The sequence below is a fragment of the Kitasatospora sp. NPDC056184 genome (assembly GCF_042268405.1).
Classification (GTDB): domain Bacteria; phylum Actinomycetota; class Actinomycetes; order Streptomycetales; family Streptomycetaceae; genus Kitasatospora.
The window spans coordinates 724278-750433 of sequence record NZ_JBHJUI010000001.1; the positions used below are offsets into that span (position 1 = coordinate 724278).

General features: G+C 74.1%; 16 protein-coding genes. 5 read left to right on the plus strand and 11 right to left on the minus strand.

The features are described 5' to 3' along the window. The 4 genes from ACFC0B_RS02615 to ACFC0B_RS02630 all read right to left on the minus strand — a co-directional run. A partial coding sequence (locus tag ACFC0B_RS02615) for a tetratricopeptide repeat protein (RefSeq protein ID WP_376081095.1) occupies positions 1-2097 on the minus strand: 2097 nt, incomplete at its 3' end. After that, on the minus strand, positions 2094-2540 hold the full coding sequence (locus ACFC0B_RS02620; protein WP_376081098.1) for a hypothetical protein: 447 nt from the start codon (positions 2538-2540) through the stop codon (positions 2094-2096). The genes ACFC0B_RS02620 and ACFC0B_RS02615, both read right to left, overlap by 4 nt. A 151-nt stretch (positions 2541-2691) precedes the next feature. Beyond that, positions 2692-3507, minus strand: coding sequence for a lysophospholipid acyltransferase family protein (locus tag ACFC0B_RS02625; protein WP_376081100.1), 816 nt, complete (start codon positions 3505-3507; stop codon positions 2692-2694). Beyond that, positions 3504-4370, minus strand: coding sequence for a GNAT family N-acetyltransferase (locus ACFC0B_RS02630; RefSeq protein ID WP_376081103.1), 867 nt, complete (start codon positions 4368-4370; stop codon positions 3504-3506). The genes ACFC0B_RS02625 and ACFC0B_RS02630 overlap by 4 nt, the downstream gene beginning before the upstream one ends. Positions 4371-4607: 237 nt before the next feature. Here ACFC0B_RS02630 and ACFC0B_RS02635 point away from each other — a divergent pair, with 237 nt between their 5' ends. After that, on the plus strand, positions 4608-5066 hold the full coding sequence (locus ACFC0B_RS02635; RefSeq protein WP_376081105.1) for a hypothetical protein: 459 nt from the start codon (positions 4608-4610) through the stop codon (positions 5064-5066). Between the two features lie 58 nt (positions 5067-5124). Here the strand turns inward: ACFC0B_RS02635 and ACFC0B_RS02640 are convergent, their stop codons facing one another. Beyond that, complete coding sequence (locus ACFC0B_RS02640; protein WP_376081107.1) at positions 5125-6504, minus strand: serine hydrolase domain-containing protein; 1380 nt, start codon at positions 6502-6504, stop codon at positions 5125-5127. Positions 6505-6737: 233 nt separating this feature from the next. Between ACFC0B_RS02640 and ACFC0B_RS02645 the strand changes: the two genes are divergently transcribed. Both ACFC0B_RS02645 and ACFC0B_RS02650 read left to right on the plus strand, forming a co-directional pair. After that, on the plus strand, positions 6738-8417 hold the full coding sequence (locus ACFC0B_RS02645) for a carbohydrate binding domain-containing protein (protein WP_376081110.1): 1680 nt from the start codon (positions 6738-6740) through the stop codon (positions 8415-8417). 327 nt (positions 8418-8744) lie between these two features. Continuing rightward, positions 8745-10043 carry a YhgE/Pip domain-containing protein gene (locus ACFC0B_RS02650; RefSeq protein WP_376081113.1) on the plus strand — a complete coding sequence of 433 codons (1299 nt, stop codon included), beginning with the start codon at positions 8745-8747 and terminating at the stop codon, positions 10041-10043. Between the two features lie 85 nt (positions 10044-10128). Here ACFC0B_RS02650 and ACFC0B_RS02655 read toward each other — a convergent pair whose 3' ends face one another. The 5 genes from ACFC0B_RS02655 to ACFC0B_RS02675 all read right to left on the minus strand — a co-directional run bounded on the left by ACFC0B_RS02655 (position 10129) and on the right by ACFC0B_RS02675 (position 18037). Next, positions 10129-11472, minus strand: a complete 1344-nt coding sequence (locus ACFC0B_RS02655; RefSeq protein ID WP_376081115.1) for a M1 family metallopeptidase — start codon at positions 11470-11472, stop codon at positions 10129-10131. Positions 11473-11580: 108 nt separating this feature from the next. Beyond that, positions 11581-15558, minus strand: a complete 3978-nt coding sequence (locus tag ACFC0B_RS02660) for a Pls/PosA family non-ribosomal peptide synthetase (protein ID WP_376081117.1) — start codon at positions 15556-15558, stop codon at positions 11581-11583. A 369-nt stretch (positions 15559-15927) separates the two neighbouring features. After that, positions 15928-16806: an NmrA family NAD(P)-binding protein gene (locus ACFC0B_RS02665; protein ID WP_376081120.1), complete on the minus strand. Its 879-nt coding sequence runs from the start codon at positions 16804-16806 to the stop codon at positions 15928-15930. A 61-nt stretch (positions 16807-16867) separates the two neighbouring features. Next, positions 16868-17350 (minus strand): hypothetical protein, encoded by a 483-nt coding sequence (locus tag ACFC0B_RS02670; RefSeq protein ID WP_376081122.1) that lies wholly within the window; start codon positions 17348-17350, stop codon positions 16868-16870. A 165-nt stretch (positions 17351-17515) separates the two neighbouring features. Further along, positions 17516-18037 carry a MarR family winged helix-turn-helix transcriptional regulator gene (locus ACFC0B_RS02675; protein ID WP_376081124.1) on the minus strand — a complete coding sequence of 174 codons (522 nt, stop codon included), beginning with the start codon at positions 18035-18037 and terminating at the stop codon, positions 17516-17518. Between the two features lie 412 nt (positions 18038-18449). Between ACFC0B_RS02675 and ACFC0B_RS02680 the strand changes: the two genes are divergently transcribed. After that, complete coding sequence (locus tag ACFC0B_RS02680; protein WP_376081127.1) at positions 18450-20087, plus strand: FAD-dependent oxidoreductase; 1638 nt, start codon at positions 18450-18452, stop codon at positions 20085-20087. A gap of 648 nt (positions 20088-20735) precedes the next feature. On the opposite strand, the gene ACFC0B_RS02685 is transcribed toward ACFC0B_RS02680, so the two are convergent. Next, positions 20736-22769, minus strand: coding sequence for an IPT/TIG domain-containing protein (locus tag ACFC0B_RS02685; RefSeq protein WP_376081129.1), 2034 nt, complete (start codon positions 22767-22769; stop codon positions 20736-20738). Between the two features lie 1444 nt (positions 22770-24213). On the opposite strand from ACFC0B_RS02685, the gene ACFC0B_RS02690 reads away from it, so the two are divergent. Next, complete coding sequence (locus ACFC0B_RS02690) at positions 24214-25650, plus strand: beta-propeller fold lactonase family protein (RefSeq protein ID WP_376081131.1); 1437 nt, start codon at positions 24214-24216, stop codon at positions 25648-25650. Positions 25651-26156: the final 506 nt, after the last annotated feature.

Genomic DNA, 26156 nt, shown 5'->3' on the forward strand with positions numbered 1-26156 from the left:
CAGGTTGTTGAGGGTCTGGCCTTCGCCGTGGCGGTCGCCGAGTTCGCGGCAGATGGCCAGGTCCTCGGCGTAGGCGTCGACGGCCTCCTCGAAGCGTTGGAGCTTCCGTAGGGCGACGCCGAGGTTGTTGAAGGCCTGGCCTTCGCCGTGGCGGTCGCCGAATTCGCGGCAGATGGTCAGTGCCTGGGTGTGGGCGTCGACGGCTTCCTCGAACCGGTGGAGATCCTGGAAGGCGATGCCGAGGTTGTTGAGGGTCTGGCCTTCGCCGTGGCGGTCGCCGAGTTCGCGGCAGATGGCCAGGTCCTCGGCGTAGGCGTCGACGGCCTCCTCGAAGCGGCCGAGAATCTGCACAACGATGCCGAGGTTGTTGAGACTCTGGCCTTCGCCGTGGCGGTCGCCGAGTTCGCGGCAGATGGTCAGTGCCTGGGTGTGGGCGGCGTGAGCCTGGTCAAGCCGGCGGAGATCGCGAAGGGCGAGGCCGAGGTTGTTGAGGGTCTGGCCTTCGCCGTGGCGGTCGCCGAGTTCGCGGAAGATGGCCAGGGCCTGGGTGTGGGCGGTGACGGCCTCCTCGAACCGGCGGAGATCCTGCAGGCCGAGGCCGAGGTTGTCCAGTGCGGCCCCTTCCCGCTGGCGATCACCGAGTTCACGATGAACGGCGACCGCGAGTTCGGCGATCAGAGCCCAGTCGGTGAAGAGCCGACGGCGTCCCAGATAGGCGGCGAGGTCGACGGCGAGATGGGTAGTGACGTCGGCATGGCCGAACGCGTGTGCCACGAGGGCAACGGCGGTCAGATTGGTGTGTTCGCTGTCCAGCCAGGCCAGAGCGTGCAACTGGTCGGCGAAACGAGGGGCAGGGCGACCGGGCAAGGGCGTCAGATGGCTGGACGCAGCCGATGCCGTGTCCCGGTAGAACGAGAACAGCCGGTCCAGGGCAGCCGGCCTACCGTCGTCCTCACCCCGGGCGCGGCCGTGCTCGTCGGCGTGGACGCGGACGAGGTCGTGCATCCGCCACCGCCCCCACTCGGCCGCCGGTTCGACGAGGTGGGCGTCGGCGAGGTCCTGGAGCAGCTCGCCCGCGCGCTCGGCGGTGGTATCGACGAGGTGTGCCACCGCCTCCGTCGAGACGTCCGGCCCCGGGTTCAGCGGCAGCAGCCGGAACAGGCGGGCGTGCTCGGGGTCCAGCAGCCGGTAGGACAGGTCGAACGCCGCGCGCACCGCCCGATCCGGCCGCCGCAGCGCGTCGAGCCGGCCGTGCTCCGTGCCGAGCGAGCGGGCCAGGTCGGCGGCCGGACGGCGCGGCGCCGCCGAGAGGGCCGCGGCGGCGATGCGCAGCGCGAGCGGCAGGCCGGCGCACAGCCGGGCGATCGTCGCGGCCGCCGCCGGATCGTCCGCGATCCGGGTGTCCCCGTGCCGCGCGTGCCGCAGGGCCTCGTCGAGGAGGGCGACGGCCGCCACGGCCCCCAGCGAGTCCAGGTCGTGCAGCCGCGCGTCGAGTCCGTCGAGCGTGTGGCGGGACGTCACCAGCGCCGCCGTGGTGCCGTCCGTCGGCAGCAGCGGCCGGGCCTGCTCCACGCTGGACGCGTTGTCGACCACGACGAGGACCCGCCGTCCGTGCTCCGCGTACGCGGACAGCACGCTGCGGTACAACTGCTGCCGCTCCTCCAGCCCGGCCGGGATGTGCTCGCCGGGGACGCCCAGCGCGTGCAGCAGGCCGTCGAGCGCGCGCTCGGGGGTGAGCCGCCGCTCGGGGTCGTAGCCGGCGACGTCGGTGAACAGCACCCCGCCGGGGAACCAGCCCGGGCGCCGCAGTGCCCGGGCGGCGGTCTGCACGACCAGCTCCGTCTTGCCGATCCCGGCCAGCCCGGACACGGCGCTGACCAGGACCGCCTGCCGTCCGCCGCCGCCCGGAGCCAGGTCGGCGAGCAGGTGTTCGACGTGACGCTCGCGACCGGTGAAGGCCGCCGTCGGGGCGGGCAGCCCGGACAGCGCGGGGACGACCTCGGCGGGCAGCTGGATCCTGATGTCCCGGCCCTGGACGACGGCCTGGAGGAAGACGCCTCCGACGATGTCGTTGGCCACCCGCCCGTTGTCGCTCACCGCGCCGCCGGTGGCGTCCCGTCGTCCTCGGCCCGGCGCGGGGCCGGGGGAGGGCCGGTGGTGATGGTGGTGTTCGAGACGTCCCGGCCCTGGATGACCTGGCCGTAGATGCGGCTGCCGCTGATGCTGTTGCTCACCGAGCTCTCGGCGGCCCGGCCGCCGTCCAGTCCGCGCAGCTCCCTGACCAGCGCGGCGAGTTGCCCGCCGAAGTCGGGATTCCGCTCGGCCGCGTCCTCCAGCGAGTCGGTCAGCCGCCGCCGGGTGCGTGCCGACAGCTCGCCCTGCTCGGCCTCCTCGGCGGCCCGCTCCAGCGCGGGGTCCTGTCCGAGCGCGCCGGCGACCAGCTCGTGCAGCCGGTCCAGGCCCGCGCCCAGCGCCCGGTCCACCTCCGTGTCCGCCCGCCCGGCCGGCAGCCGGGCCGTCCGGACGAGCCACGCGAACACGTATCCGACCGCGATCTCCGCACCGGGAACCACAGCAAACCCCCTGGGACGTCCTGGACTTGACGCTCAGAAGGTACCGGTTTCCGGCCACGCCCACCGCTGTTCGGCGGAACCGGAAACCGGCGGTGGGCGCGGGGCCCGGAGCGTCCGCTCAGCGGATGCCCTCCACCGCGCTCTGGGCGGTGCGGGCCAGGGCCTTGCGGGCCTCCCAGGGGTGGGCCGGGTCGGCCGGCGGGGCGGTGATCGGGGAGCGGTAGGTCAGCTCGGCGGCCAGGCCCCGGACGGCGACGACCCGGGCCAGTGAGGTGAGCAGGCCGTCCTCGCCGATGAAGGCGGGGGCGCTGGTGGGGCGGCCGTCGGCCAGCCGGTAGCGGATCGCGAGCGGCTGGACGACGGCCCCGGACCGGACGGCGGCCTCGAAGAAGGCCGGACGGAAGCGGCCGCTCTCCCGGCCGCACCAGGTGGAACCCTCCGGGAAGACGATCACCGGTTGGCCGGACCGCAGCCCCTCGGCCACCTCGGCGACGGCGGCCGGCAGGGTGCGCAGCCGGTCGCGGTCGACGAAGACGGTGCCGCCCCAGGCGATCACCGGGCCGAGCACCGGCCAGTGGCGCACCTCGGTCTTGGCCAGCGAGCGGCCGGGACTGGCGGCGGCGATCAGCGGGATGTCCAGCCAGGAGACGTGGTTGGCCACCACCAGCACCCCGCCCGGGGCCCCGCCCGGGCCGGGCTCGATCCGCACCGCGACCCCCAGCGAGCCGAGCAGGCCGCGCGCCCAGAACCGGGCGAGCCGGTCGCGCGGCCCGTGCGGCAGGGCCCGGGCCGGCACGAGCAGCGCGAGCCCCACCGTGAGCACCACCAGGAAGGCGGCCAGCCGCAGGACCCGCCGGGGGAGGGCGACGGTGGGCGCCGGCTCGGTCAGGCAGGTCTCCGGTGTGCAGGAGGCCGTCGGCAGCCAGACGCTCATGAGACCTGTTCCGGGGCCGGGGCCGCAGCCGTGCCGACGCCGCCCACGCCGGAGAGGAAGTGCCGCAGGTAGCGCGGGTCGGTGCGCTCCAGCGACAGCAGGACGTACAGGTCGGCGCAGTCGAAGTCCGGGTCGTGCGCGGGCTCGCCGCACACCCAGGCGCCGAGCCGCAGGTAGCCGCGGAGCAGGGCGGGCAGCGGCGCCTTCGCGGCCCGCTCCACCCCGGTGGCGTCCCACGGGCGGTGCGGGGTGACCCGGTACTGCTCGGGGGCGAGGTGCTTGGCGGCGACGGTGTCCCGGACCCGGGCGGCGGTGGCGCCGCCGTCGGCCAGCGGGATCGAGCAGCAGCCGCCCACCCAGGTGTTGCCGGTGTCGGCGAGGTAGCGGGCGATGCCGCCCCACATCAGGTTGATGACGGCGCCGTTGCCGCGGTGCTCGGCGGCGATGCAGGAGCGGCCGAGTTCGACCAGCCCGTCGCGCAGCGGGGCGAGGGCGGTGAGGTCGAACTCGCCGTCGGAGTAGAGCCGGCCGGCCCGGCGGGCGGCCTCGGGGCGCAGCAGGCGGTAGGTGCCGACGACCGCGCCGTCCTCGCCCTCGCGGACGAGCAGGTGGTCGCAGAACTCGTCGAAGGGGTCCGCGTCCAGGCCGGGGACGGTGCTGTGCAGGGTGGCGCCGAGTTCGTCGGCGAAGACCTGGTGGCGCAGCCGCTGGGCGGCGCGGACGTCGGCCTCGTCGCGGGCCAGCGCGACGGTGTAGACGGCCGAGGCGGAGCCGGACGCGCTGTCCTGGCGGGCGGCGGGCACCGCGGTGGTGTCCCGGCCGGGGGCGACTGCGGGCGGAGTGTACGTGGGGACGGTGGTCATGGCGGACCCTCCAGGGCAGCACGGACGACGGCGGCGGCCACGGGGATTGCCGTGGCACCGGCCCGGCCAGGCCCGTACGGTCGACGGGTCTGCGAACCGGCACCCGTATGTCTCTCCAAACCGGCTGGCATCCACGTTGCCGTTCGGCGGAGCGCAGATGTGCACCTGCTGAATGCGGCCACCCGACGTGTGCGGGACACCTGTTGGGCACCGGGGCGCCGCCCTATCCTCCGCTGCATGGGGTGGATTCCGGGGGCGGGACTCTGGCGCACGTTCGCCAGGGACATGGCAGGGGTCATGGTGTGCCAGGCGGCGGCGACGGCCGGGCTCGCCGTGGTGTACCTGCTGGCGAGGGCGGTCGGACTGGCGCCGTCGCCCTGGTGGTGCCTGGTGGTGGCGATGGCGCTCGCCCTGCACCTGGTCGGCGAGCGCTGTTGGGAGGACGACCGGCGCCCGCGGACGGCGCTGGTGGCGCTCGCCGTGGCGCTGCTGGTCGCGGCGGCGCCCTACCTGCTGATCGGCGTGGCGGCCGGCTGGTCCGAGGCGCAGGCGGCGGACACCTACGCCTCGGGCGCGATGGCGGGCGGGCTGCTGCTCGCCGGGTACGTGGTGCGCGGCGTCCACGCGCTGCGCAGCGGCGCCCACCCGCCCCGCCCCGCCGCCGGCCCGGCACCCGCCCGGGGCGCGGGCGGGTAGCGGGCCGGCGGCGGCGGGGCAGGTGGGCGGGCGGCGGGCCCGGGGCGGGGCCTTCGGGTCAGTACGCCCGCCAGCCCTGCCCCTCGATCCCGCCCGGGACGGCCTCGGCCGGGCCGTAGGGCTCGCGGGTGAACACGAAGGAGCCGATGTCCAGGTGGCTCACCGAGCCGTCGGCGGCCCGCACCACCCGCAGGGTCTCGCCCGCGTAGTAGTCGTCCAGACCGGTCCAGGTGCCGTCGTCCTCGGCGCGGAACCGCGAGGCGCGGCCGCCGCTGCCGAGCAGCGAGAGCTCCAGCGCCCGCCCGGCCGCCAGCCGCAGGGTGTGCGGGGAGGCGCCCCAGTACCAGGGGCCGGTGAGGGCGAGGAGCTGCTCGTCGACCTCGGGCAGCGGGCGCCACGGCTCGGGGAACCGGGGCTCGTGCCGCGCGGTGATCGCGATCAGTTCGACGGCGACCTGCCCGGTGCGGGCGCCATGGGTGGCGTTGGCGAAGGCGATCGCGGCCAGGCCGTCGGTCTCGCTGATCCAGAGGCCGGCGGTGAAGCCGGGCATCGAGCCGCCGTGCCCGAACAGGGTGCGGCCCTCGTGCCGGATCAGCTGGAGGCCCAGGCCGTAGGTCTCGGTCCAGTCGTCGGTGTCCGGGGCGACGGCGGGGCGGCGCATCTCGGCCAGGGTGTCGGCGGACAGCACCTTCTCGTGGCCGCCGGCCAGGAAGGCGGCCCACCGGGCGAGGTCGGCGGCGGTGGACCAGAGCTGGCCGGCCGGGGCCATCAGGCCGGTGTCGGTGAGCGGCTCGGGCAGCATGACGTCGGCCCAGGGGTGGACGGCGAAGCCGCCGGCGTGCGGGTGCTCGGGGAGCAGGGTGGTGCGGTCCATGCCGAGGGGTTCGAGGACCTCGCGGCGCAGCACCTCGCCCCAGGGCTCGCCGCGCAGCCGCTCGACCAGCGCGCCGAGCAGCGCGTAGGTGGGGTTGGAGTAGTGGTGCAGCCGCCCGGCGGGGTGGCGGCGCGGCCGCTCCTCCTCCAGGAGATCGGCGAGGGCGGGGCGCAGCGCGCCGTCGGTCCGCTCCCACCACGGGCCCGGGGTCTCGGAGGCGAGGCCGGCCGAGTGCGAGAGCAGCTGGGCGACGGTGGCGCCGTCGGCGGGGGTGCCGGGCAGGTGGCGCTCGACCGGGTCGGCGAGGTCGAGCAGGCCCTCGTCGCGCAGCCGCAGGACGAGGACGGCGGCGAAGGTCTTGGTGATCGAGCCGATCCGGTACTGCACGTCGACGGTGGGTGCGTGGTCGTCGACCATGCTGCGGGCGCCGCTCCAGACCAACCGCCCGTCCCGGACCACGGCGGCGACCATCGAGGGGGTGCGGCCCTCGGACTGGGCGACGGCCAGGCGGTGCAACAGCGCGCGTCGGGTGGTGGGAAGCAGTTCGTCGGACAGGTCGGTCATCTGATCCTCTGACGTGGTGCGGGAGGGGTCGGTGCGCGGTGCCGGGGTACGGCCGCACCAACCTAGTTCGTCACCGTCAGGCCTTTCCACCCATTTTCTCCCGATCCCGCGCCCCAACCGACACTCCCTCATCGTCCGTCCGGCGGACGCGACTTGACATGAGCAATTGGTCCAGTCCATTTTGGGGCCCTCCCCGCACCTCCACCCCCCACATCCCCCACTGGAGGTCAACGGTGCACAAGCGCACCCGACTGCCCGCCGCCGGCGCCGCCGCGCTGCTCGCGGCCGCCGCGGCGTTCACCGCGCCCACCGCCGCCCACGCGGCCGACCAGCTCACCAACGGCGGCTTCGAGACCGGCGGCCTGGCCGGCTGGACCTGCTCCGGCGGCCTCGGCTCGGTCGTCACCGCCCCCGTGCACGGCGGCGGCAAGGCGCTTGCCGGCGCGGCCACCGCGAGCGACACCGCCAAGTGCGTGCAGACCGTCGCGGTCAAGCCCAGCACCACCTACACGCTCTCCGGCTGGGTCCGGGGCAGCTACGTCTACCTCGGCGTCACCGGCGGCGGGTCCGCCTGGACCTCCGCCGCCGACTACAGCAAGCTCAGCGTCTCCTTCACCACCGGCGCCACCCAGACCAGCGCCGAGGTGTACGTCAACGGCTGGTACGGCCAGGGCACCTACTACGCCGACGACATCGTCTTCGACGGCCCCGGCGGCGGCACCACCCCGCCGGTCGACACCCAGGCCCCGACCGTGCCCGGCAACCCGCGCGCCACCGGCAAGTCGGCGACCAGCGTCACCCTGGCCTGGGACGCCGCCACTGACAACGTCGGCGTCACCGGCTACGACGTCTACCAGGGCGGCACCAAGGTCGCGACCGCCACCGGCACCGGCGCCACCGTCACCGGCCTGAGCGCCTCCACCGCCTACAGCTTCACCGTCCGGGCCCGCGACGCGGCCGGGAACACCTCCGCCGCCTCCACCGCCGTGTCCGTGACGACCGACACCGGCGGCGGCCCCACCCCGAGCGGCTTCAAGCAGGCCGCGCCCTACCTCTACAACGGCTGGGGCAACCCGCCGTCCCCCACCACCGTCATGAACGCCACCGGCATCAAGTGGTTCACCCTGGCGTTCGTCCTGGCCCAGAACGGCTGCAACCCGACCTGGGACAGCCAGCGGCCGCTGCTGAACGGCGTCGACCAGGCCACCATCAACGCGGTGCGCGCGGCCGGCGGCGACGTGGTCCCGTCGATCGGCGGCTGGAGCGGCAACAAGCTCGGCCCCAACTGCGCCACCACCGCGGACCTCGCCGCCGCCTACCAGAAGGTGATCGATGCCTACGGCCTCAAGGCGATCGACGTCGACATCGAGAACACCGACGAGTTCGAGAACACCGCCGTCCAGGACCGGATCCTCGGCGCGCTCAAGATCGTCAAGCAGAACAACCCCGGTCTGCGCACCATCCTGACCTTCGGCACCGCCACCACCGGCCCGACCTACTACGGCAACCGGCTGATCGAGCAGGCCAAGGCGCTCGGCGCGGACATCGACGTCTTCACCATCATGCCGTTCGACTTCGGCAACGCCTCCACGGACATGTACGCCGCCACCGTCAGCGCCACCGAGGGCCTGAAGACCAAGCTGAAGTCCGTCTTCGGCTGGGACGACGCCACCGCCTACGCGCACATCGGCATCTCCGGCATGAACGGCCTCAGCGACAACAACGAGGTCACCAGCGTCCAGAACTGGACCGCGATCCGCGACTGGGCCAACAGCCACCACCTGGCCCGGCTCGCCTTCTGGTCGGTCAACCGCGACCGGGGCTGCCCGGGCAGCGGCCAGCAGGAGACCTGCTCCGGCATCGCCCAGAACGACTGGCAGTTCACCTCCATCACGGCCGGCTTCACCGGCTGACACCCCGGCAGGACCGCGGCCCGGCCCCTCGGCGGAGGGGCCGGGCCGCGCCGTCGGTGCCGTACGGGCGGGTGACCCCGGCGGCGTGGCACCGCGCAGGGTCCCCGCCCGGCTCCTAGGGTCCGTCTTCGAACCCCCGTCGTCCGCTCGAAGGGCGGGCCGTGCGGCGTCTGGGTGCGTGCATCGCAAGGCGGAGGAGGGAGCCACTGCGGAGCATTGGCGACCGACGACAACGCGGCGAGGTGCGTGCCCAGACGCCGCACGGCAGGCGGGGGTTCGAAGACGGACCCTGAGTCCGTCTGACCGTCGACCACCCTACGGAGCGTCATGCCCTCCCTTCCCGAGCCGCGTCGGCCCGAGCCGCCCGCCGGCGTCAAGGCCGGCCGGGTGCTCCGCAACCCCAAGGTCTGGGCGGTCCCGACCGTGCTGGTCGGCCTGCTCAGCCTGCTGATGTCGCTGCTCTACCTCGGCGGCATCCTCGACCCCCGCGGCGACCTGCACCACCTGCCGATCGCGCTGGTGAACACCGACCGCGGCGCCGAGGTCGGCGGGCAGCGGCAGAACCTCGGCGAGCAGCTCGTCACCGGCATCGCCACCGCCCCCGGCCAGGGGGACGCCGTCTCCTGGCGACAGCTCGACGAGGCCGTCGCGCGGGAGCAACTGGCCTCCGGCAAGCTCTACGGGGCGCTCCAGGTGCCGCCCGACTTCACCGCCACGGTCGCCGCCCTCGGCGGCGCGAGCGCCAAGCCCGCACGCCCCACCGTGATCCAGTACACCAACCCGGGCGTCGGCAGTCTCGGCTCCTCGCTCGCCGCCCAGATCGGCCAGCAGGCCGTCCACCAGGCCTCGCTGGCCCTCGGCGGCCGGCTCGCCGCCCTGCCGCAGGCCCAGGGACTGGACGACGCGGCCCGGCTGCTGATCGCCGACCCGGTCGCCGTCAGCACCACCGTCGGCCACCCGATCGGCAACCGGAGCGGCCTCGGGCTCTCCGCCTTCTACTACACCCTGCTGCTCGTCCTGGCCGGCTTCTTCGGCGCCAACATCATCGGCAACGGCGTCGACGTCGCGCTCGGCTACGCCGACAACGAGGTCGGCCCCTGGCGCGCCCGCCACCCGGTGGTGCCGATCAGCCGCACCAGCACCCTCGCCGTCAAGTGCGTGATGTCGGTGGGCCTGTCGCTGCTCACCTCCTCGCTGATCATGCTGGCCGGGGCGGTGATCCTGGACATGGACGCCGCGCACCTGCCGCTGCTGTGGATCTTCTCGGTCTGCGCCAGCAGCGCGGTCGGCCTCGGCGTCCAGGCGATCAACGCGGCCTTCGGCGGCCTCGGCCTGCTGGTCAGCATGTTCGTGTTCATCGTGCTCGGCCTGCCGTCCTCCGGAGCGACCGTGCCGCTGGACGCCCTGCCGTCGTTCTACCGGTTCCTCGCGCTGTTCGAACCGATGCGCCAGCTGACCGACGGGGTCCGCGCCATCCTCTTCTTCGACGCGCAGGCCGACGCCGGCCTCGCCCGGGCCTGGACGTGGATCGCCATCGGCACCGTCGCGGCCCTGCTCTTCGGCTTCGCGATGACCCGCTACTACGACCGCAAGGGCCTGCACCGCACCGTGCCCGAACTCGCCTGAGCCCGGGCACGGAAAGCGGAACGCGGAAATCGGAACGCGGAAAGCGCGAAGGCGCGAAGGCGGGAGGCCGACGCCGGACGGCGGGTCAGCCCGCTGGCAGCGGCGGCAGCTCCGGCCGCCACAGCCAGGCCTCGAACAGGTCGTCCAGCGGCGCCCGCGCGTACCGGGCGACGTGCGCGCGGAAGTCCGCCGTGGTCACCACCCCGTGCCGGTGGAACGAGGCCCAGTCCTTGAGCATCCGGAAGAACGCGGTGTCCCCGAGCGCCAGCCGCAGCGCGTGCACCACCAGACCGCCGCGCTGGTACAACCGGTCGTCGAACATCAGCTTGCGGCCCGGGTCGGCCAGCCGCAGGTCCTGCGGGTGCCCGGCCAGCAGCCGGTGCGCGTACGCGGCCCGGGCACCCGCGGTCGGCCCGCCGGAGCGCTCCGACCAGAGCCACTCCGCGTACTTCGCCAGCCCCTCGTTGAGCCAGATGTGGCTCCAGTCGCCGATCGACACGCTGTTGCCGAACCACTGGTGCGCCAGCTCGTGGGCCACCAGCCGCTCGCGCTCCCAGCCGCCGCCCAGGTGGTTGGTGCCGAAGGTCGCCACCCCCTGCGCCTCCACCGGGACGTCCAGCTCCTCGTCGGCGACCACCACCGTGTACTCGCCGAACGGGTACGGGCCGAACACCTCCCCGAAGTAGGCCATCATCTTCGGCTGCCGCCCGAAGTCCGCGGCGAACGCGCCGGCCAGCCGCTCCGGCACGTACCCGGTCTGCGGCACCTGCGGGTGCTCGGCCAGTACCACCGGCCGGTACTGCCCGATCGAGACCGTCACCAGGTACGTCGAGGTCGGCGCGGACTGCTCGTACACCCAGGTGGTGCTGGACGAGCCGGTCGTCCGGGTGAGCAGCCGGCCGCCCACCACCACCGTGTACGGGGACGGCGTGGTGACCGCGATCTGGTACGTCGCCTTGTCCGCCGGTCGGTCGTTGCACGGGAACCAGGACGGAGCCCCGACCGGCTGGCTGGCCACCAGCGCGCCGTCGGTCAGCTCCTCCCAGCCCAGGCCGCCCCACGGGCTGCGCACCGGCCGGGGGTTGCCGGTGTAGTGCACGTCGACGGTGAACACCGCGCCCGCCGCCAGCGCCTTCGGCGGGCGGATCCGCAGCTTGCCCGCCCGGTGGGTGTAGCGGGCGGCCTTGCCGTCCACCAGCACCCGGCCGATCCGGAACTCGGCGAGGTCCAGCGCGAACTCGGTCAGCGCGCTCACGGCGACCGCGCTCAGCCGGGCCGTGCCGCCCAGCCGGTTGGGGCCGGGCCGGTAGTCCAGCGCCAGCTCGTACCGGTGGACCCGGTAGCGCGGATCACCGTTGGCCGGGAAGTAGGGGTCCGGCGGGGAGACGGGCTGCGGGGGCTGCGGGGACTGCGCCGGGCGGGGGTTCACCGGGTCGTACGCTCCTGGAAACACGGGACTGGGCAGGGACTGGGCAGGGACGGGGGACGCCCGGGGGCCGGACGGGGCGAACCCCGGCCGGCCCCCGGGGGACGGCGGTCAGGAGGTGGTCTGCCACACCTCGATCGGGTTGCCGAGCCACCGGCTGTCGGCGGGCACGGACTCGGCGCGCATCACCAGCGAGGCCGGGCCCAGCGTGCTGCGCGCGCCCACCGTACTGCCGGGCAGCACGATGCCGCCGGGCCCCAGGGTGGCGCCCTCGCGGAGGACGACAGTATCCATCCGCATGATCCGGTCGTGGAAGAGGTGGGTCTGCACCACGCAGCCGCGGTTGACCGACACCCCGTCCCCGAGCGTCACCAGGTCCGCCTCCGGCAGCCAGTAGCTCTCGCACCACACGCCGTGCCCGACCTTCGCGCCGAGCGCCCGCAGCCACACGTTCAGCACCGGCGTGCCGGGCACCGCGCCCACCAGCCACGGCACCGCCAGCACCTCCACGAAGGTGTCCGCCAGCTCGTTGCGCCACACGAAGCCGCTCCACAGCGGGTGCTCCACCGCCCGGAACCGGCCGACCAGCAGCCACTTCGCCGCCACCGCCACCGCGCACGCGGCCGTGCCCGCCACCAGCAGCACCGCGCCGGACAGCAGCGCCGCCGCGAGCGGGGACCACGCGGTCGACAGCCAGGACAGCGCCGCCAGGGTCAGCGCGCCCAGCGCCCCCGAGGCCAGCACCGGCAGCAGCCGGGCCACCTCGACCAGCCCGCGCGCCCACAGCAGCCGCGCCGGCGGCTCGTAGGTCAGGCTCTGGTCCGCCCGGTCGGCCGAGCGCGGCAGCCGCACCGGCGGCATGCCCAGGTAGGAGCCGCCCTTCTTCGCCTTCTCCGGCGTCGCGGACAGCACGCCCACCAGGCCGCGCTTGGGCACCGAACGGCCCGGCGCGGTCATCCCCGAGTTGCCGAGGAACGCCCGCTCGCCGACCTTCGCCTCGCCCAGGCGCACCCAGCCGCCGCCCAGCTCGTACGGCGCCATCAGGGTGTCGTCGGCGAGGAACGCGCCGTCGCCGACCGTGGTCAGGCTCGGCAGCGCCAGGACCGTGGACACCTCGGCGTGCTTGCCGACCCGCATGCCCAGCGCCCGCAGCCACAGCGGGGTCACCAGACCCGCGTACAGCGGGAAGAGGATCTCCCTGGCCTGGTCCATCAGCTGCATCACCGTCCAGGCCTGCCAGCCGACCCGGCCGTGCAGCGGGTGCACCCCCGGCTCCAGCCCGATCGACAGCAGCCGCACCGCCGCGACCAGCTGCGCGGCGTACACCACCCCGAACGCCAGGGTGGCCGGCAGCAGGCCGAGCAGGGCGCCGCCGAGCGCGCCGCCCAGGCCGTCCGCCGGGTCGACGAACGGGGCGAGCACCGCCAGACCGGCCACCGCCGGCAGCAGCGGCAGCAGGCTCAGCGCCGTACCGCTCAGCCCGTACAGCCCGGACCAGCGGGCCCGGCGCACCGGGCGCTCCTTGGGCCAGCTCCGCTCGGCGCGGCCCAGCTTGACGGCGGGCGCGCCGCCCCAGCGCTGGCCGGTCGGGACGTGCCCGATGACGCTGGAGCCGGCCACCACCTGGGCCCGCTTGCCGACCCGGGCGCCCGGCAGCAGGGTCGAGCGGGTGCCGACCACGGCGCCCGAACCGACCTTGAGCTGTCCGACCTCCAGTCGGTCGCCGTCCAGCCAGTAGCCGTTGAGGTCCACCTCGGCCTCCACTGCGCAGCCCCGGCCCAGCTTGAGCATGCCGGTCACCGGCGGCAGCGAGTGCAGGTCCACCTCCTCGCCGACCTTGGCGCCGAGCGCCCGGGCGTAGCGCACCAGCCAGGAGCCGGACAGCGAGGTCGCGCCGCTCACCTCCGCCAGCCGCTCGGCGGTCCACAGCCGCAGGTGGACGCCGCCGCCGCGCGGGTAGCTTCCCGGCCGCAGGCCGCGCAGCAGCAGTCGGGCGCCGCCGGCCGCGATCGCCAGGCGGCCCGCCGGGGTGAACAGCGCCGCCGCGCCCGCGCCGACCGCCCACCAGGAGGCGGTGGGCGCCCAGGCGAAGCCGTCCAGGTGGGACAGCAGGTTGCCGAGCGCCAGCAGGGCCACCGTCCAGCGCAGGCCGACCACGGTGAACAGCGGGACCAGCAGGAGCAGCTGCAGGAGCTTGGCGCGGGTCGGCACCGGCTCGACCGTCCGGGCCTCGCCGGTGCTGACCGCCGTGCCCTCCAGGTGGCGGGCGAGCTTGCGCAGCGTCGGCTGCTGGTAGATGTCCAGCACCGCCGCGTTCGGGTAGCGGGTGCGCAGCAGGGTGGTCAGCCGGGCGGCGGCCAGGCTGCCGCCGCCGATCGCGAAGAAGTCCTCCCGGGGGCCGCTCACCGGCACCCCGAGGATCTCCGTCCACTGCTCGGCCAGCCAGGCCTCGGTGCCGTACAGCTGCTCGGTCGGGCCGGCGGCCTCCAGGTCGGGCAGCGGCCAGGGCAGCGCGTTGCGGTCCACCTTGCCGGAGGTGCGGGTGGGCAGGGTGTCGACCGGGGCGAGCAGCGGGACGAGCGCGGCCGGCAGCTCGGCGCGCAGCCGCGCCACCGCCTGCTCGCGGTCGAAGCCCTCGCCGGTCACCAGGTAGCCGACCAGCAGCTGGTTGCCGCCGCGCGCGGTGCGCACGGCCGCGGCCGCGCCGGCCACGCCGGGCAGCGCCTGCAGTGCCGCGTCCACCTCGCCGAGCTCGATCCGCCGGCCGCCGAGCTTGATCTGCTCGTCGGCGCGGCCCAGGAAGAGCAGGCCCTCGGGGTCGGCCTGGACGAGGTCGCCGCTGCGGTAGGCGCGCTCCCAGCCCATCGAGGGCAGCGGCGCGTACTTCTCGGCGTCCTTCTCCGGGTCCAGGTAGCGGGCCAGGCCGACGCCGCCGATCACCAGCTGACCGGTGCCGCCGGGCGCGACCGGCTCGCCGGCCTCGTCGACGACGACGAGGTCCCAGCCGTCCAGGGGCAGGCCGATCCGCACCGGGCCCTCGCCGGTCAGCAGCGCCCCGCAGGCGACCACGGTGGCCTCGGTGGGGCCGTAGGTGTTCCACACCTCGCGGCCCTCGGTGACCACCCGCTGGACCAGCTCGGGCGGGCAGGCCTCGCCGCCGAAGATCAGCAGCCGGACCTCGTTCAGCGCCTCGGCCGGCCAGAGCGCGGCCAGCGTCGGCACGGTGGAGACCACGGTGATCTCCTGCTCGGCCAGCCAGGGGCCGAGGTCGGCGCCGGAGCGCACCTGGGAGCGGGGGACAGGCACCAGGCAGGCGCCGTGCCGCCAGGCCAGCCACATCTCCTCGCAGGAGGCGTCGAAGGCGACGGACAGGCCGGCCATCACCCGGTCGCCGGGGCCGATCGGCTCGTCCTGGAGGAAGAGCGCGGCCTCGGCGTCGACGAACGCGGCGGCGTTGCGGTGGGTGACGGCGACGCCCTTGGGGCGGCCGGTCGAGCCGGAGGTGAAGATGATCCAGGCGTCGTCCGCCGGAGTGGGGCGTTGGGCGGCGGGCGTCTGGTCGGCGAGCGGTTCGCGGGCCGGCCCGACGGGCGTGAGCGCGCGCTCGGCGCCGAGGACGGCGGCGACGGCGGCCTCCTCGAAGACCAGCTGGGCGCGCTCGTCCGGGTCCTCGAAGTCCACCGGGACGTAGGCGGCGCCGGCGGCGAGCACCGCGAGCACGGAGACGTAGAGGTCGTTGGTGCCGGAGGGCACGCGGACGCCGACCCGGTCGCCGCGGCCGATGCCGGCGGCGGCGAGGCGGCGGCGCAGCTGGTCGACCTCGGCGGCCAGCGCCCGGTAGCTGAGCACGGTGCGACCGTCGTCGAGGGCGGGCTCGGCGGGGTGCTGCCGGGCGGTCGCGTCGAGGACGTCGACCAGGGTGCGGGCGGCGGCGGCCGGGCGGCCCGGGTAGCGGGCCTGCTTCTCGGCCCGCTCGGCGTGCGCGGAGCGCTGCTCGGCCGGCGTCTCGGCCCGGGCGGCCTGCTCGGTGCCGGGGGCCTGCGCGGTGGCGGCGTCCGGGCCCGGTTCCCGGCTGGGTGCGGCTGTCATGGCTGCCCTGTGCTCCTTGTCCTCGCCCCGTCCCGATCGATGTCCGACCCTTGGGGGCGGTGGGAGCACTCGCCTGTCCGGGCGACCCCACTCCGGGGCCGGAGCGGACAACCCAACCGATGGTAGCCCGGGGTGGTGAACGGCGACATGGCGGGCGCTCGGCCCAACTTGCCTTGAATTGGCCAAATCTGATGGAACGTCAGCTCATAACTGAGGCCCTGCGGATCGGATGTGACGAACCATCAGTCATTTTGACGGACCGTCAGGTCGATTTTCCGACCGTGACCCATGCCACACCGGATGCTGCTCCGTCGGGGTGACGGGCCCGCCGCACGGGGGTGCGGCGGGCCCTCCGGGGTGGGGCGGGGATCAGTGGAAGGGGTGGCGGAACTGCTCGACGTGCTCCTGGAGGAAGGCCTCCAGGGTGCGCGGGGGCCGTCCGGTCAGCCGGGTGGCCGCGTCGTCAGGGGCCTCCGGGCGCTCGACGGCGAGCTGCTGGATCTCGACCACGTGGGCGGCCAGCCAGTCCGGCATCCCGCCCCGGGTGACCAGGTGGGCGTGCAGTTCCCGGGGCGGCAGGTCGACGTACTGCACCGGCCGTCCCAGCAGCGTGCTCAGCAGCCCGGCCAGCTCGGAGTGGCTGTAGGCCCGGCCGCCGGTCAGCGCGATGCTGCCGCCCGCGTCCCCCGGGCGGATCAGCGCCGCGGCCGCGACGTCGCCGATGTCCCGGCAGTCGACGTAGTTGCACCGGGCCGTGCCCATCGCGCCGTGGATCAGCCCGGCCGCCGCGATGCCGGGCGCGAGCAGCAGCAGCTTCTGCATGAACGCGTACGGGCGCAGCACGGTGGTGGGGATGCCGGAGGCGCGCAGCCGCTCCTCGATGACGTGGTGGCCCCGCGAGACCGCCACCGGGGAATCCGGCTCGGCGGCCGGCGCGGAGACCTTGACGATGTGCTCCACACCCTCGATCACGGCGAGGTCGACGGTGCGCAGCTCGTACTCGACCTGGCGGGGGCCATTCTCCATGGTGAGGAAGAGCTGCCGGGTGTCGCGGAGGGCGGCGCGCATCGTGTCCGGGTCGGCGGCGTCGGCGGCCACCGCCTGCACCAGCGGGCGGGCGGTCGCGTCGAGGTCGGCCAGCAGGCGCTCGGGGTCCCGGCTGAGCGCGCGGACGGGGATGCCGAGCGCGGTCAGGCTGCGCAGGGTTGCGCCGCCGGTGGCGCCGGACGCGCCCATGATGGTGATCATGCGGGGTTCTCTCCTCGGTCGGTGGATCTGGTGGGTCTGGTGGGTCGGTGGATCGGGTGGGTCAGTGCGCCCGGTGCGGGCGGGGGAGGGAGGCGCGCCAGCGCCAGGTGGTCATGGTCGCCGCGATCAGGGAGGACAGCGGGAGGTCGAGGCGGAGCCGGCCCGGCCACGGGCTGTCGGCGAGCGCCGGGATCCGGGGCAGCCACTGCGCGCCCGCCCAGCCGATGGCGAGGGCGACGGCTGCGGCGCCGAGGCCGAACGCGATCGCGAGCAGCGGGGCCGGTCCGCGGGTGGCCCAGGACCCGGCCCGACGGCGCCGGTGCCGCAGGCCGACCAGGGTGGCGACCAGCGCGGAGGTGCCGGCGATGGTGGTGACGGCGGCGATCTTGAGCTCCGACTGGCCGGTCGCGAAGCCGCCGATCCCGGCCATGACGGCGGGCGCGGCGTAGGCGACCAGGACCTCGCGCCAGAGCACGAAGCGGGGCGGGGCGGCGGTGGCGGGAGCGGCGGGCCGCCGCTCGGTGGTGGGTGTGGCGCCGGGCATGGATGGCTCCAAAGTGCTTAGGTCGCTAACTATAAGTGATCAGGTGGCTAACTATGTGGGCGTGGAGGGTCCCGGTGGAGGCCGTGGCGGCCTTCGGGGGAGCGGTACGGGTGCGGGTCGGCCGGTCGTCGACCGGTTGTCGATCCGTCGGCAGTCGATCGGTGGTCAGTCGTCGGTCAGGGCGGACATGCCCGCGACCAGTCGGGCCAGCAGGTCGAGGAACACCGTGCGCTCCTCGACCGAGAGGCCGCCGACCATCGCCTGCATCCGCTCGAAGTGCTCCGGCGCCATCTCGCGCAGCCGCAGGGCGCCGCGCGCGGTCAGCACCACGACATTGCCCCGCCCGTCCTCGGCGGACGGGCGCCGGGCGACCAGGCCGTCCCGCTCCAGTCCGTCGACCAGGCCGGTCACGGTCGCGCGGGACACCCCGAGCGCGGACGCCAGCTGCGAGGGCGGCTTCTCGCCGCCGTGGTCCTCCAGCTCGGCCAGCAGCCGGTAGCGGCCCGTGGACAGCCCGAAGCGCGCGAAGTGCGCCTCGCCGGCCTGGCCGAGCCGGGAGCCGGCGGCCATCAGCCGCGCCGCGACCAGGACCGCCTGGGGGTCGGCCGTCAGGCCGTACCGGGAGAGCTGCCGGCGGGCCTGGTCGAGCGTGGGTGCGCCGTTGCCGGCCTCGTGCTGCTGTGCCATGGAAGTAATATGGCGGCTAATCAGATGCCGGGTCAAGTCGGGTCGGCGCTGCTCCGTTCCGCTCGGCCCCGCCCTGCCCTGTCCGCCCAGGTGCGCGCCGGGCGTTGAGGGCCGCGACGGCGAGCGGGTGGGTGGGCTGGTGCCCCAGCCGTCCGGCCCGGCGGGCGTCGCGGGTCACCCGCAGGCTGCGCGGCCGACGCTCGGCGTCGTGGCGTCGGCCCGGACGAGGTCCGGCGGTTGGTCGCGGCGGCGCTGCGCCCGGCCGATTCTCCCGGGGAAAGCCCGGAGCGCTGAAGCGGAACGGGAATGCGACACCATAATGTCGGACTAATTCATCCATGATCCATCGCCTCGGGCCGCCGTGCTAGCGTCCGGCCACCGGCTGATCGCCGTCGAGGAAGTGGGTCGATCGATGAATCGTGCATTCTCCCGCCGGGGATTCCTCGGCGGCACCGGAATGGCCGCCGCCGGAATGACCGCGGCCGGTATTTCCGCCGGGGGTATTTCCGCCGCTGTGCAGGCCGAGGCGGAGCCGGTCGAACGGTCCGAGGGGGTGACCGTCCTCCCCTCGGACCCCCGCTACGAGACGCTCAGCCAGGGCTTCAACCAGCGCTGGCGGAGCCGGCCGGCGTACATCCGGCTGGTGGGCGGCGAGGCCGACGCGGTCACCGCGCTGCGCTCGGCGCTGGACCGCGGGCTGCGGCCGACGGTCCGCGGCGGCGGCCACTGCTACGAGGGCTTCGTCGACAACGACCAGGGGGCCATCCTCGACCTCAGCACCCTGCGCGGCGTCCGGGCCGCGACCGACAAGTTCGGCGCCCCGACCTACGGCGTCGAGGGCGGTGCCACCAACTGGGACATGTACACCGGCCTGTTCCGCCGGTACGGGGTGACGCTGCCGGCCGGCTCCTGCTACTCGGTCGGCGCCGGCGGCCACATCTGCGGCGGCGGGTACGGACTGCTCTCCCGGCGGCACGGGCTGACCGTCGACCACCTGGTCCAGGTCGACGTGGCCACCGTCCGCGGCGGCACCGTGGAGGTGACCAGGGCGAACCGCGCGGATCCCGAGGGCTCGCCCGAGCGCGAGTTGTTCTGGGCCCACACCGGGGGAGGCGGCGGCAACTTCGGCGTCGTGCTGCGCTACCACTTCGCCCACGCCCTGCCGAAGCCGCCGCCCCGGGTCTGGCTCAGCAGCGTCGCCTGGAAGTGGACCGACCTGCTCAGGAACCCCGAGGACTTCCGCACCCTGCTCACCAACTTCGGCGCCTTCTTCGCCGCCCGCAGCGGACCGTCGGAGTCGGTCTACCAGGGGCTGTTCTCGATCCTCCACCTCACCCACCACTCGAACGGGAACGTCGTCCTGTTCAGCCAGTGGGACGAGCCGGACCCGGCGCCGCTGGACGCGTTCCTCGCCGAGATCGAGGCCGGCATGCGGACCAAGGCCACCACGCAGACCGACCAGGCCGGTCTGCTCTTCCTGCCCTACCCCGACCGGCGGCGCCAACTGCCCTGGTTCCAGGCGACCATGACGGTCAACGGCTCCGGTGCCAACCAGCGCGGTAAGTACAAGTCCGCCTACCACCGCACGGCCTTCACCCCCGCCCAGATCGACACCTGGTGGACCTGGCTGACCAGGGACGTCGAGGGCGTCGACCTCACCCAGACCCTGGTCCAGATCGATTCCTACGGCTGCCGGGTCAACGACCGCGGCCCCGCCGAGACCGCCGTCCCGCAGCGCGACTCGGTGCTGAAGCTCCAGTACCAGACCTACTGGACCGACCCGGCCCAGGACGCCGGCCACCTGGCCTACCTCCGCGGCCTCTACGAGGACACCTACCGCGCCACCGGCGGCATCCCGGAGATCGGCACCGACACCGACGGCGCCTACGTCAACTACCCCGACACCGACCTGGGCACCACCGCCGACCCGAACCCCGCCTACCAACGCCTGTACTACAAGCACAACTACACTCGCCTGCAGCACGCCAAGCAGCTCTGGGACGACGGCAACGTCTTCCACCACGCCCAGTCGGTCACCCTGCCGTCGTGAGTGTGAACGCAGAGCCATGTCGACCATCCGGTAAGCGGCTCATACCGGGGTGAATGGTGCGCGCCAGGGCCCAAGTTCTCAGGTGCGCGCATCTCTCGGAGGGTCTGCTCGAACTCGTGCTGACTTTTGCCGACCTTGCCTGATGGAGCGTCAGGCGATGCTGGCGGGTACGCGCTCATGGGGACGAGGGACAGCTGGAGGGGCAGTCTTCGTCGGAGAGGGGACAGCGCGGTCAAAACAGGTCGGCCTGGACGGCCCGATGCTTCCGACGCCGTGAACCCCACTCTTCCTCCCGCTCAGGCCGAGTTGTCGGCCGGCCTGTTGCCCGGCGATGGTGCGGGGTATCGAGGAGGCGCAGGTGGCCCCGGCACACGGTGGCGGCCGGACCGGTGCCCGGGCGGGCACCGGTGACGGATCAGGGCCGGGCGGCCGTGGCTCGCCTGCCGCCGGAACTCGTCGCCACCGCCCGGGTCCACCGGCGGCCGTCGGTCGGTGCTCGGTGCGAGCGGCATGGTCCGGAGCTGGTGAGGGCGCACTTCAGGCGCCTTCGGCTGCGGGACGTCCGGTCCCTTCGGTAGGGACGGGCGCAGCCCGTCCCTACCGAAGCCGCCTCGGTCTGGCCCGGGGCCGGGGGTTGCTTTCCGCTGGTCAGCAGCTGGTGGCGGTGTCTCCGGGGTCGACGGTGCAGGTGTCGGTGCCGAGGCCGCCGTTGGCGGTGTCGCCGCCCACGCCGTCCTGGACGTCGATGCTGTCGTTGCCGACACCGCCGCTCATGGTGTCGATGCCGTCGTGGTCGACCAGGACGTCGTTGCCGTTCTGGCCGTCGAGGTCGTCGTTGCCCGCCCCGCCGTAGATGTGGTCGTTGCCGTTGTCGAACAGGTGGAGCAGCGAGCCGAGGAGGGTCTCGCCGTAGTTGGCGTCGTTGCCGGCCTCGCCGTAGAGGTAGTCGGCGCCGTTGCCGCCGCCCATGATGTCGTCGCCGTCCCCTCCGTAGAGGACGTCGTCGCCGTTGCCGCCGTCGATGGTGTCGTTGCCGGGACCGCCGTAGACGGTGTCGTTGCCGTTGCTGCCGTTGAGGGTGTCGTCGCCGCCCAGGCCGCAGATGACGTCGTTGCCGTTGGTCCCGTTCAGCGTGTCGTTGCCGCTGGTGCCGATGATGGTGCAGCCCAGGCCGTTGTCGACGGTGGTGTTCTGCGCGGCGGTGTTGTTGCCGGGGGAGGGGTCGCTCTGGTCGGCGCCGGTGCTCGCGGTCGCGGTGACGGTTCCGGTGGCGGCCGGGGACAGGACGAGGGTGACGGTGGCGTTGGCCGAGGGGGCGAGGGTGCCGAGCGCGCAGGAGACGGTGGGCGCGGAGACGCTGCACGAGCCCTGCGAGGTGGCGGCGGAAACGATCCCGGCGGAGGTGCCGGACAGCACCACCGTCGTGGTGGTGCCGGTCGCGGTGGCCGGGCCGTTGTTGGTGACGGTGACCGTGTCGGTGAACGTGGTGCCGAGCGGGGCCGGGTCGGCGGAGTCGGTGACCGACACCGCCAGGTCCGCGCCGGGGGCGATGTAGGTGTACTGGTCGGCGGACGTGGTGGCGCTGGTGCCCCCGGCGGTGGTGACCTGGACGTCCACGGTCCCCGGGGTCCCGGCGGGGGCGGTGGCGGTGCAGGAGGTGTCGGTGCAGGACACGTCGGTGGCGGGGTTGCCCGGGCCGAAGGTGATGCCGGTGGTGCCGGACAGGTGGGTGCCGGTGATGGTGACCGCGGTTCCGCCGGCGGTCGGGCCGCTCGTGGGGCTGATGCCGGTGACGGTGGGCGCGTCCAGGGTGAAGGTGAACACGACCTGCCCGTTGCCCGCGTTGGCGCCGTCGACGACGGTGGGCGTCGTGCCGGGCAGGAGGCCGGAGACGAGGTTGGACCCGCCACCGCCACCGCCGCCGGCACCGCCGGCACCACCGGTGCCGTTGCCCGCCGACGCGCCGGAGCCGCCGCGGCCACCGCCGCCGTAGCCCGCGCCTCCCCGGCCGCCGCCTCCCGCCGGGGAGTAGGTGGAGTAGCTCGCGGCGCCGCCCGCGGCGTTGGGGAAGCCGCCCGCGGAACCGGTCCCGCCCGACAGGGCGCCCGCGCCGGGGGTGCCGCCCGGGCCGCCGGCCGTCGCCGTGCCGGCCCCGCCCCCGCCGCCGCCGGTCGCCACCCCGGCCAGTCCGCCGCCGTCCGCGCCCGGGCTGCTGCTGTCCCCGCCCGGGGAGCCGGGGTAACGGGGTGTACCCACGCCCGGGCCGCCCGCACCGCCGCCGGAGCCCGCGGTCAGCAGAGGCGCGCCGGTGTCGGTGGTGACGGCCACGAGTCCGCCGCCGAAGCCGGCGATCCCGTTGGCGGAGCTGGATCCGGCGTTGTTGCCGCGCGCGCCGACGGACACCAGGAACGTCTGCCCGGGCGTGACCGGGACGGCCGCGACGATGTGGGCGCCCTTGCCGCCCGGGGTGCCGTCGGAGGCGTTGCCGCCACCGGCACCGTCCAGCGTCACCGTCGCGCTGGAGACACCGTCCGGCACCGTGACGCTCCCGGTACCCGCGCTCGAACAGGTGACCGTGGTGGTGGCGCCGGTGACCACCGGGGCCGCGCACACCCCGGCGGCCACGGCCACCGGGGCCGTGGCCACCAGACCGGCGCCCGCGAGCGCGGACGTCGCGGCCACGGCCACGAGCCGTCCGGGCCAGGACGCACGCAAAGGACGGGGCGGTGTTGACGAAGACATGGACATCTCCCCTCTCATCGGTCCGCACCACGGAGGCGGGAGACCGACGGCCCCCTTCGACCACCGCGGCACAGCAGCACAACGGCCGGAAGAAGCCACAGTCGCGCAGACAGCCGGGCGCACCGGCCCTGGCCATCAACTCAGGTGCGCAACAGAGGACTTGGACATCAGGACCGTTGTCCACACCATGGCACGGACGCGCCCCCGCCCGGAGGAGAACGGCCGTATCCGCGGGAGGGAAGGACGCCTCACCTCGAAGAACGGCCAGAAGGACGCACAGAACGCTCCCATCCGTTCCGAAGCCGCCAAGTCCGGACAATGGCCAACGGACCGGCCTCACCCTTTGGCGATGGCGATGGCGATGGCGATGGCGATGGCGATGGCGATGGCGACAAGGCAGACGGCGACGGGGCATCGTGATCCCCGGCGGCGTGCCGGCCAGGGGCGTCCACCGAGCCCCCGGCCAGATACAGGTCCTGCCCTCGCCGGTCACTGAGGCAGGACCCGGCGAGGGTCGGTGCGCCCACCGGCCCAGGAGACTCACTGTCTCCGTCGGCCACGAAGACGAAGCAATTCGGACCCTTCTACGGGACATCGCTCCACGAGGAGGTGCCAGAAGCCCCAGCCTTCGAAGCCGATCCGCGGTAGTCCCCTCGATGCGGTCGCTCAGCTCGATAGTCCGGAATGGTCTGTTTCCGTCTCGGTGAGGGGCGTATTTTGCCGAAACGGCCGGCACTTGTCACCGTGCTCGGAGCGTCACAGCCGCCCGTGGCCGGCCCGTCACCGGTGCGCACCGGGGCCGCCTGGCAGTGCGCACCGGGAGCGGCCCGGCCCGGGGTGTGCTCCCGCCTCACCGCGTCGTCGCGGATCTGGACGTGTTCCAGCAGCTTCGCCCAGGAGCCGTCCGCCTCCCAGCGGGCGAACCACTGGTAGACGGTCTGTAGCAGCCCTAGCACATCGGCCGGAGGCTCCGCTGGGGTTCGCGGAAACCTTGCCGGGCGGGTGCCGGGGCTGGCTACGGTTCGTTCGTGCCGGTGGATTCTCTGACCGATGAAGAGGCCGAGGTGTACGGGAAGTTCGCCGAGGAGCCGACCCGCTCCGAGTCGGAGCGGATCTTCCCCTGGACATCGACCGCGACGGCTTCATGCCGTCGAGCCGCGCATGACCGGCCCTGGTGGGTCGGCGCCGCTCGCCGACACCGTGTCCCGGCGCGGCCCCGAAACCCGGGACCGGGGTGCCCCTCGGGCGGGCCGCCGCTCCGGCCCCCGCTCGGTGGGGCAGGTGAGCCGCACTCCGACCCACTTCCACAACACCACTGCACGGGCCACCGGCCGGCCGCCAGGCCATGTGCTCCCACGCCGGGGTCCGACGAGAGGAACCCCTCATGAGCCTGCCCACCGCATCGGTCCGGTCCTGGAGTCGGCCCGGCCGCCGACTCCTTGCGATCGCCGGTTCCTGCGGCCTTGCCGTGGCCTCGCTGACCGCCGTGGCCCCCGCCGCGTACTCCGCCCCGGCCTCCTACTCCGCCCCCGCGGCGCGGACCGCGGCCGAGGCGCCGCTCGCCTACGTGACGAACTACAGCGACGACACGGTCTCCGTGATCGACACCGCCACCCAGACCGTCACGGCCACCTTCCCGGTCGGCGACGGCCCCAAAGGCGTGGCCGCCTCCCCGGACGGCGCCCGCCTCTACGTGAGCAACGGGGACGCCGGCTCGGTCACCGTGACCGACACCTCGACGGGGACCGTCACCGCGACCATCCCCGTCGGCAACGGCGCCAACGGCATCGCCGTCTCACCCGACGGGGCCCGCGCCTACGTCGTCAACAGCGCCCTCCAGCGGCTGACCGTCATCGACACCACGGCCAACACGGTCACCGCGACCATCACCGTCGGCAGCGCCCCGCAGGAGGTGGCCGTCTCCCCGGACGGCAGCCGCGCCTACGTCACCAACTACAACGCCCGCTCGGTGTCGGTGGTCGACACCGCGACGAACACCGTGACCGCCACCATCAACGTCGGCGGATTCCCCCAGGGCGTCGCCTTCACCCCCGACGGCACCCGCGCCTACGTCACCCGCCCCTACTCCAACTCCGTCGCCGTGATCAACACGGCCACCAACGCCGTGTCCGCCGGCATCCCCCTCACCGACGGCCCGTACGACGTCGCCGCGTCCCCGGACGGTACGCGCGTCTACGTCTCCCGCGGCCAGGGCGCCACCGTCGCCACGATCGACACCGCGACGAACACCGTGACCGCGACCACCGCCTCCGGAAACACCCCCCGAGGCGTGGCCGTCACCCCGGACGGCGGCCACGTCTACACCGCCAACGGAAACTCCGCCACCGTCTCCGTGATCGACACCACCACCCACACCACCAGCGGCATCCCCGTGGGCACGACCCCCGTCGACATCGCGATCGCCGAACGTCCGCTCGCCGACCTCGGCGTGGAAGTGACCGCCACCCCCCGCCCCGGCCTGCTCAACGGCCGCATCGACTACACCGTGACCCTCACCAACCACGGACCCCGCACCCTCGCCTCCGCCACCGTCACGGTGGACCTGCCCACCCCCACCGGGGCGACCGGCCCCGACTGCACCCTGACCACCGGCAAGGCCACCTGCACCACCACCGGCCTGCCCCCCGGCGCCACCACCACCCGTCAGATCACCGTGCCCGTCGCCGTCCTCAGCCTCGGCACCCCCTACACCGTCACCGCCACCCGCACCACCAGCACACCCACCGACCCCAACCCCGCCAACGACAGCGCATCGCGCACCTGCACCGCCGTCACCTCGCTCCTCATCAACTGCGCCTGACGGTCCCAGCACCAACAGGGCCGCACACCGGCCCGTCACCGGCCGTTCCTCCCCACACCCGGGAGGAACGGCCGACCCCGTGAATCCGATGCCACACCATCCACCGACCGCCCCCCGATCGGACACAGCGGCCGCTGCCGGGGCCCGCTCACCGACCCGGTGATCATTTGTCGGAAAGGCCTCAGCAGGTCCCACCGATGGCCTCGCCCCTCCCGAGGACGAGGCCATCAGACTTGTCCAGCGAAGACATCTGAACAAGGCGGAACCTCAGGCATCTTCCACCGCGCCCAGCCCGCGGCCGCCCGACGTCCACCCGGCCATGGTTCAGCGCGTCGTGGCCGCGCCGGTGCTCGGGAACCGGCGTCAGGGCGACCAGGGTCTTCACCGGGTCGTCGGTACATGCGGAGCACCGCGTCGGCGAGTTCGAACAGCGTGTCGCGTCGTCCGGTCAGGCAGTCGTAGAAGACCCCCGGAAGCGTGACAGTTCTGCGAACGGCTCGCACTGC

Coding starts and splice junctions, on each gene's coding strand:
- ACFC0B_RS02625 (WP_376081100.1), bottom strand. CDS start 3,507: ATGAGCGTCTGGCTGCCGACGGCCTCCTGCACACCGGAGACCTGCCTG.
- ACFC0B_RS02630 (WP_376081103.1), bottom strand. CDS start 4,370: ATGACCACCGTCCCCACGTACACTCCGCCCGCAGTCGCCCCCGGCCGG.
- ACFC0B_RS02635 (WP_376081105.1), top strand. CDS start 4,608: ATGGGGTGGATTCCGGGGGCGGGACTCTGGCGCACGTTCGCCAGGGAC.
- ACFC0B_RS02640 (WP_376081107.1), bottom strand. CDS start 6,504: ATGACCGACCTGTCCGACGAACTGCTTCCCACCACCCGACGCGCGCTG.
- ACFC0B_RS02650 (WP_376081113.1), top strand. CDS start 8,745: ATGCCCTCCCTTCCCGAGCCGCGTCGGCCCGAGCCGCCCGCCGGCGTC.
- ACFC0B_RS02660 (WP_376081117.1), bottom strand. CDS start 15,558: ATGACAGCCGCACCCAGCCGGGAACCGGGCCCGGACGCCGCCACCGCG.
- ACFC0B_RS02665 (WP_376081120.1), bottom strand. CDS start 16,806: ATGATCACCATCATGGGCGCGTCCGGCGCCACCGGCGGCGCAACCCTG.
- ACFC0B_RS02670 (WP_376081122.1), bottom strand. CDS start 17,350: ATGCCCGGCGCCACACCCACCACCGAGCGGCGGCCCGCCGCTCCCGCC.
- ACFC0B_RS02675 (WP_376081124.1), bottom strand. CDS start 18,037: ATGGCACAGCAGCACGAGGCCGGCAACGGCGCACCCACGCTCGACCAG.
- ACFC0B_RS02680 (WP_376081127.1), top strand. CDS start 18,450: ATGAATCGTGCATTCTCCCGCCGGGGATTCCTCGGCGGCACCGGAATG.
- ACFC0B_RS02690 (WP_376081131.1), top strand. CDS start 24,214: ATGAGCCTGCCCACCGCATCGGTCCGGTCCTGGAGTCGGCCCGGCCGC.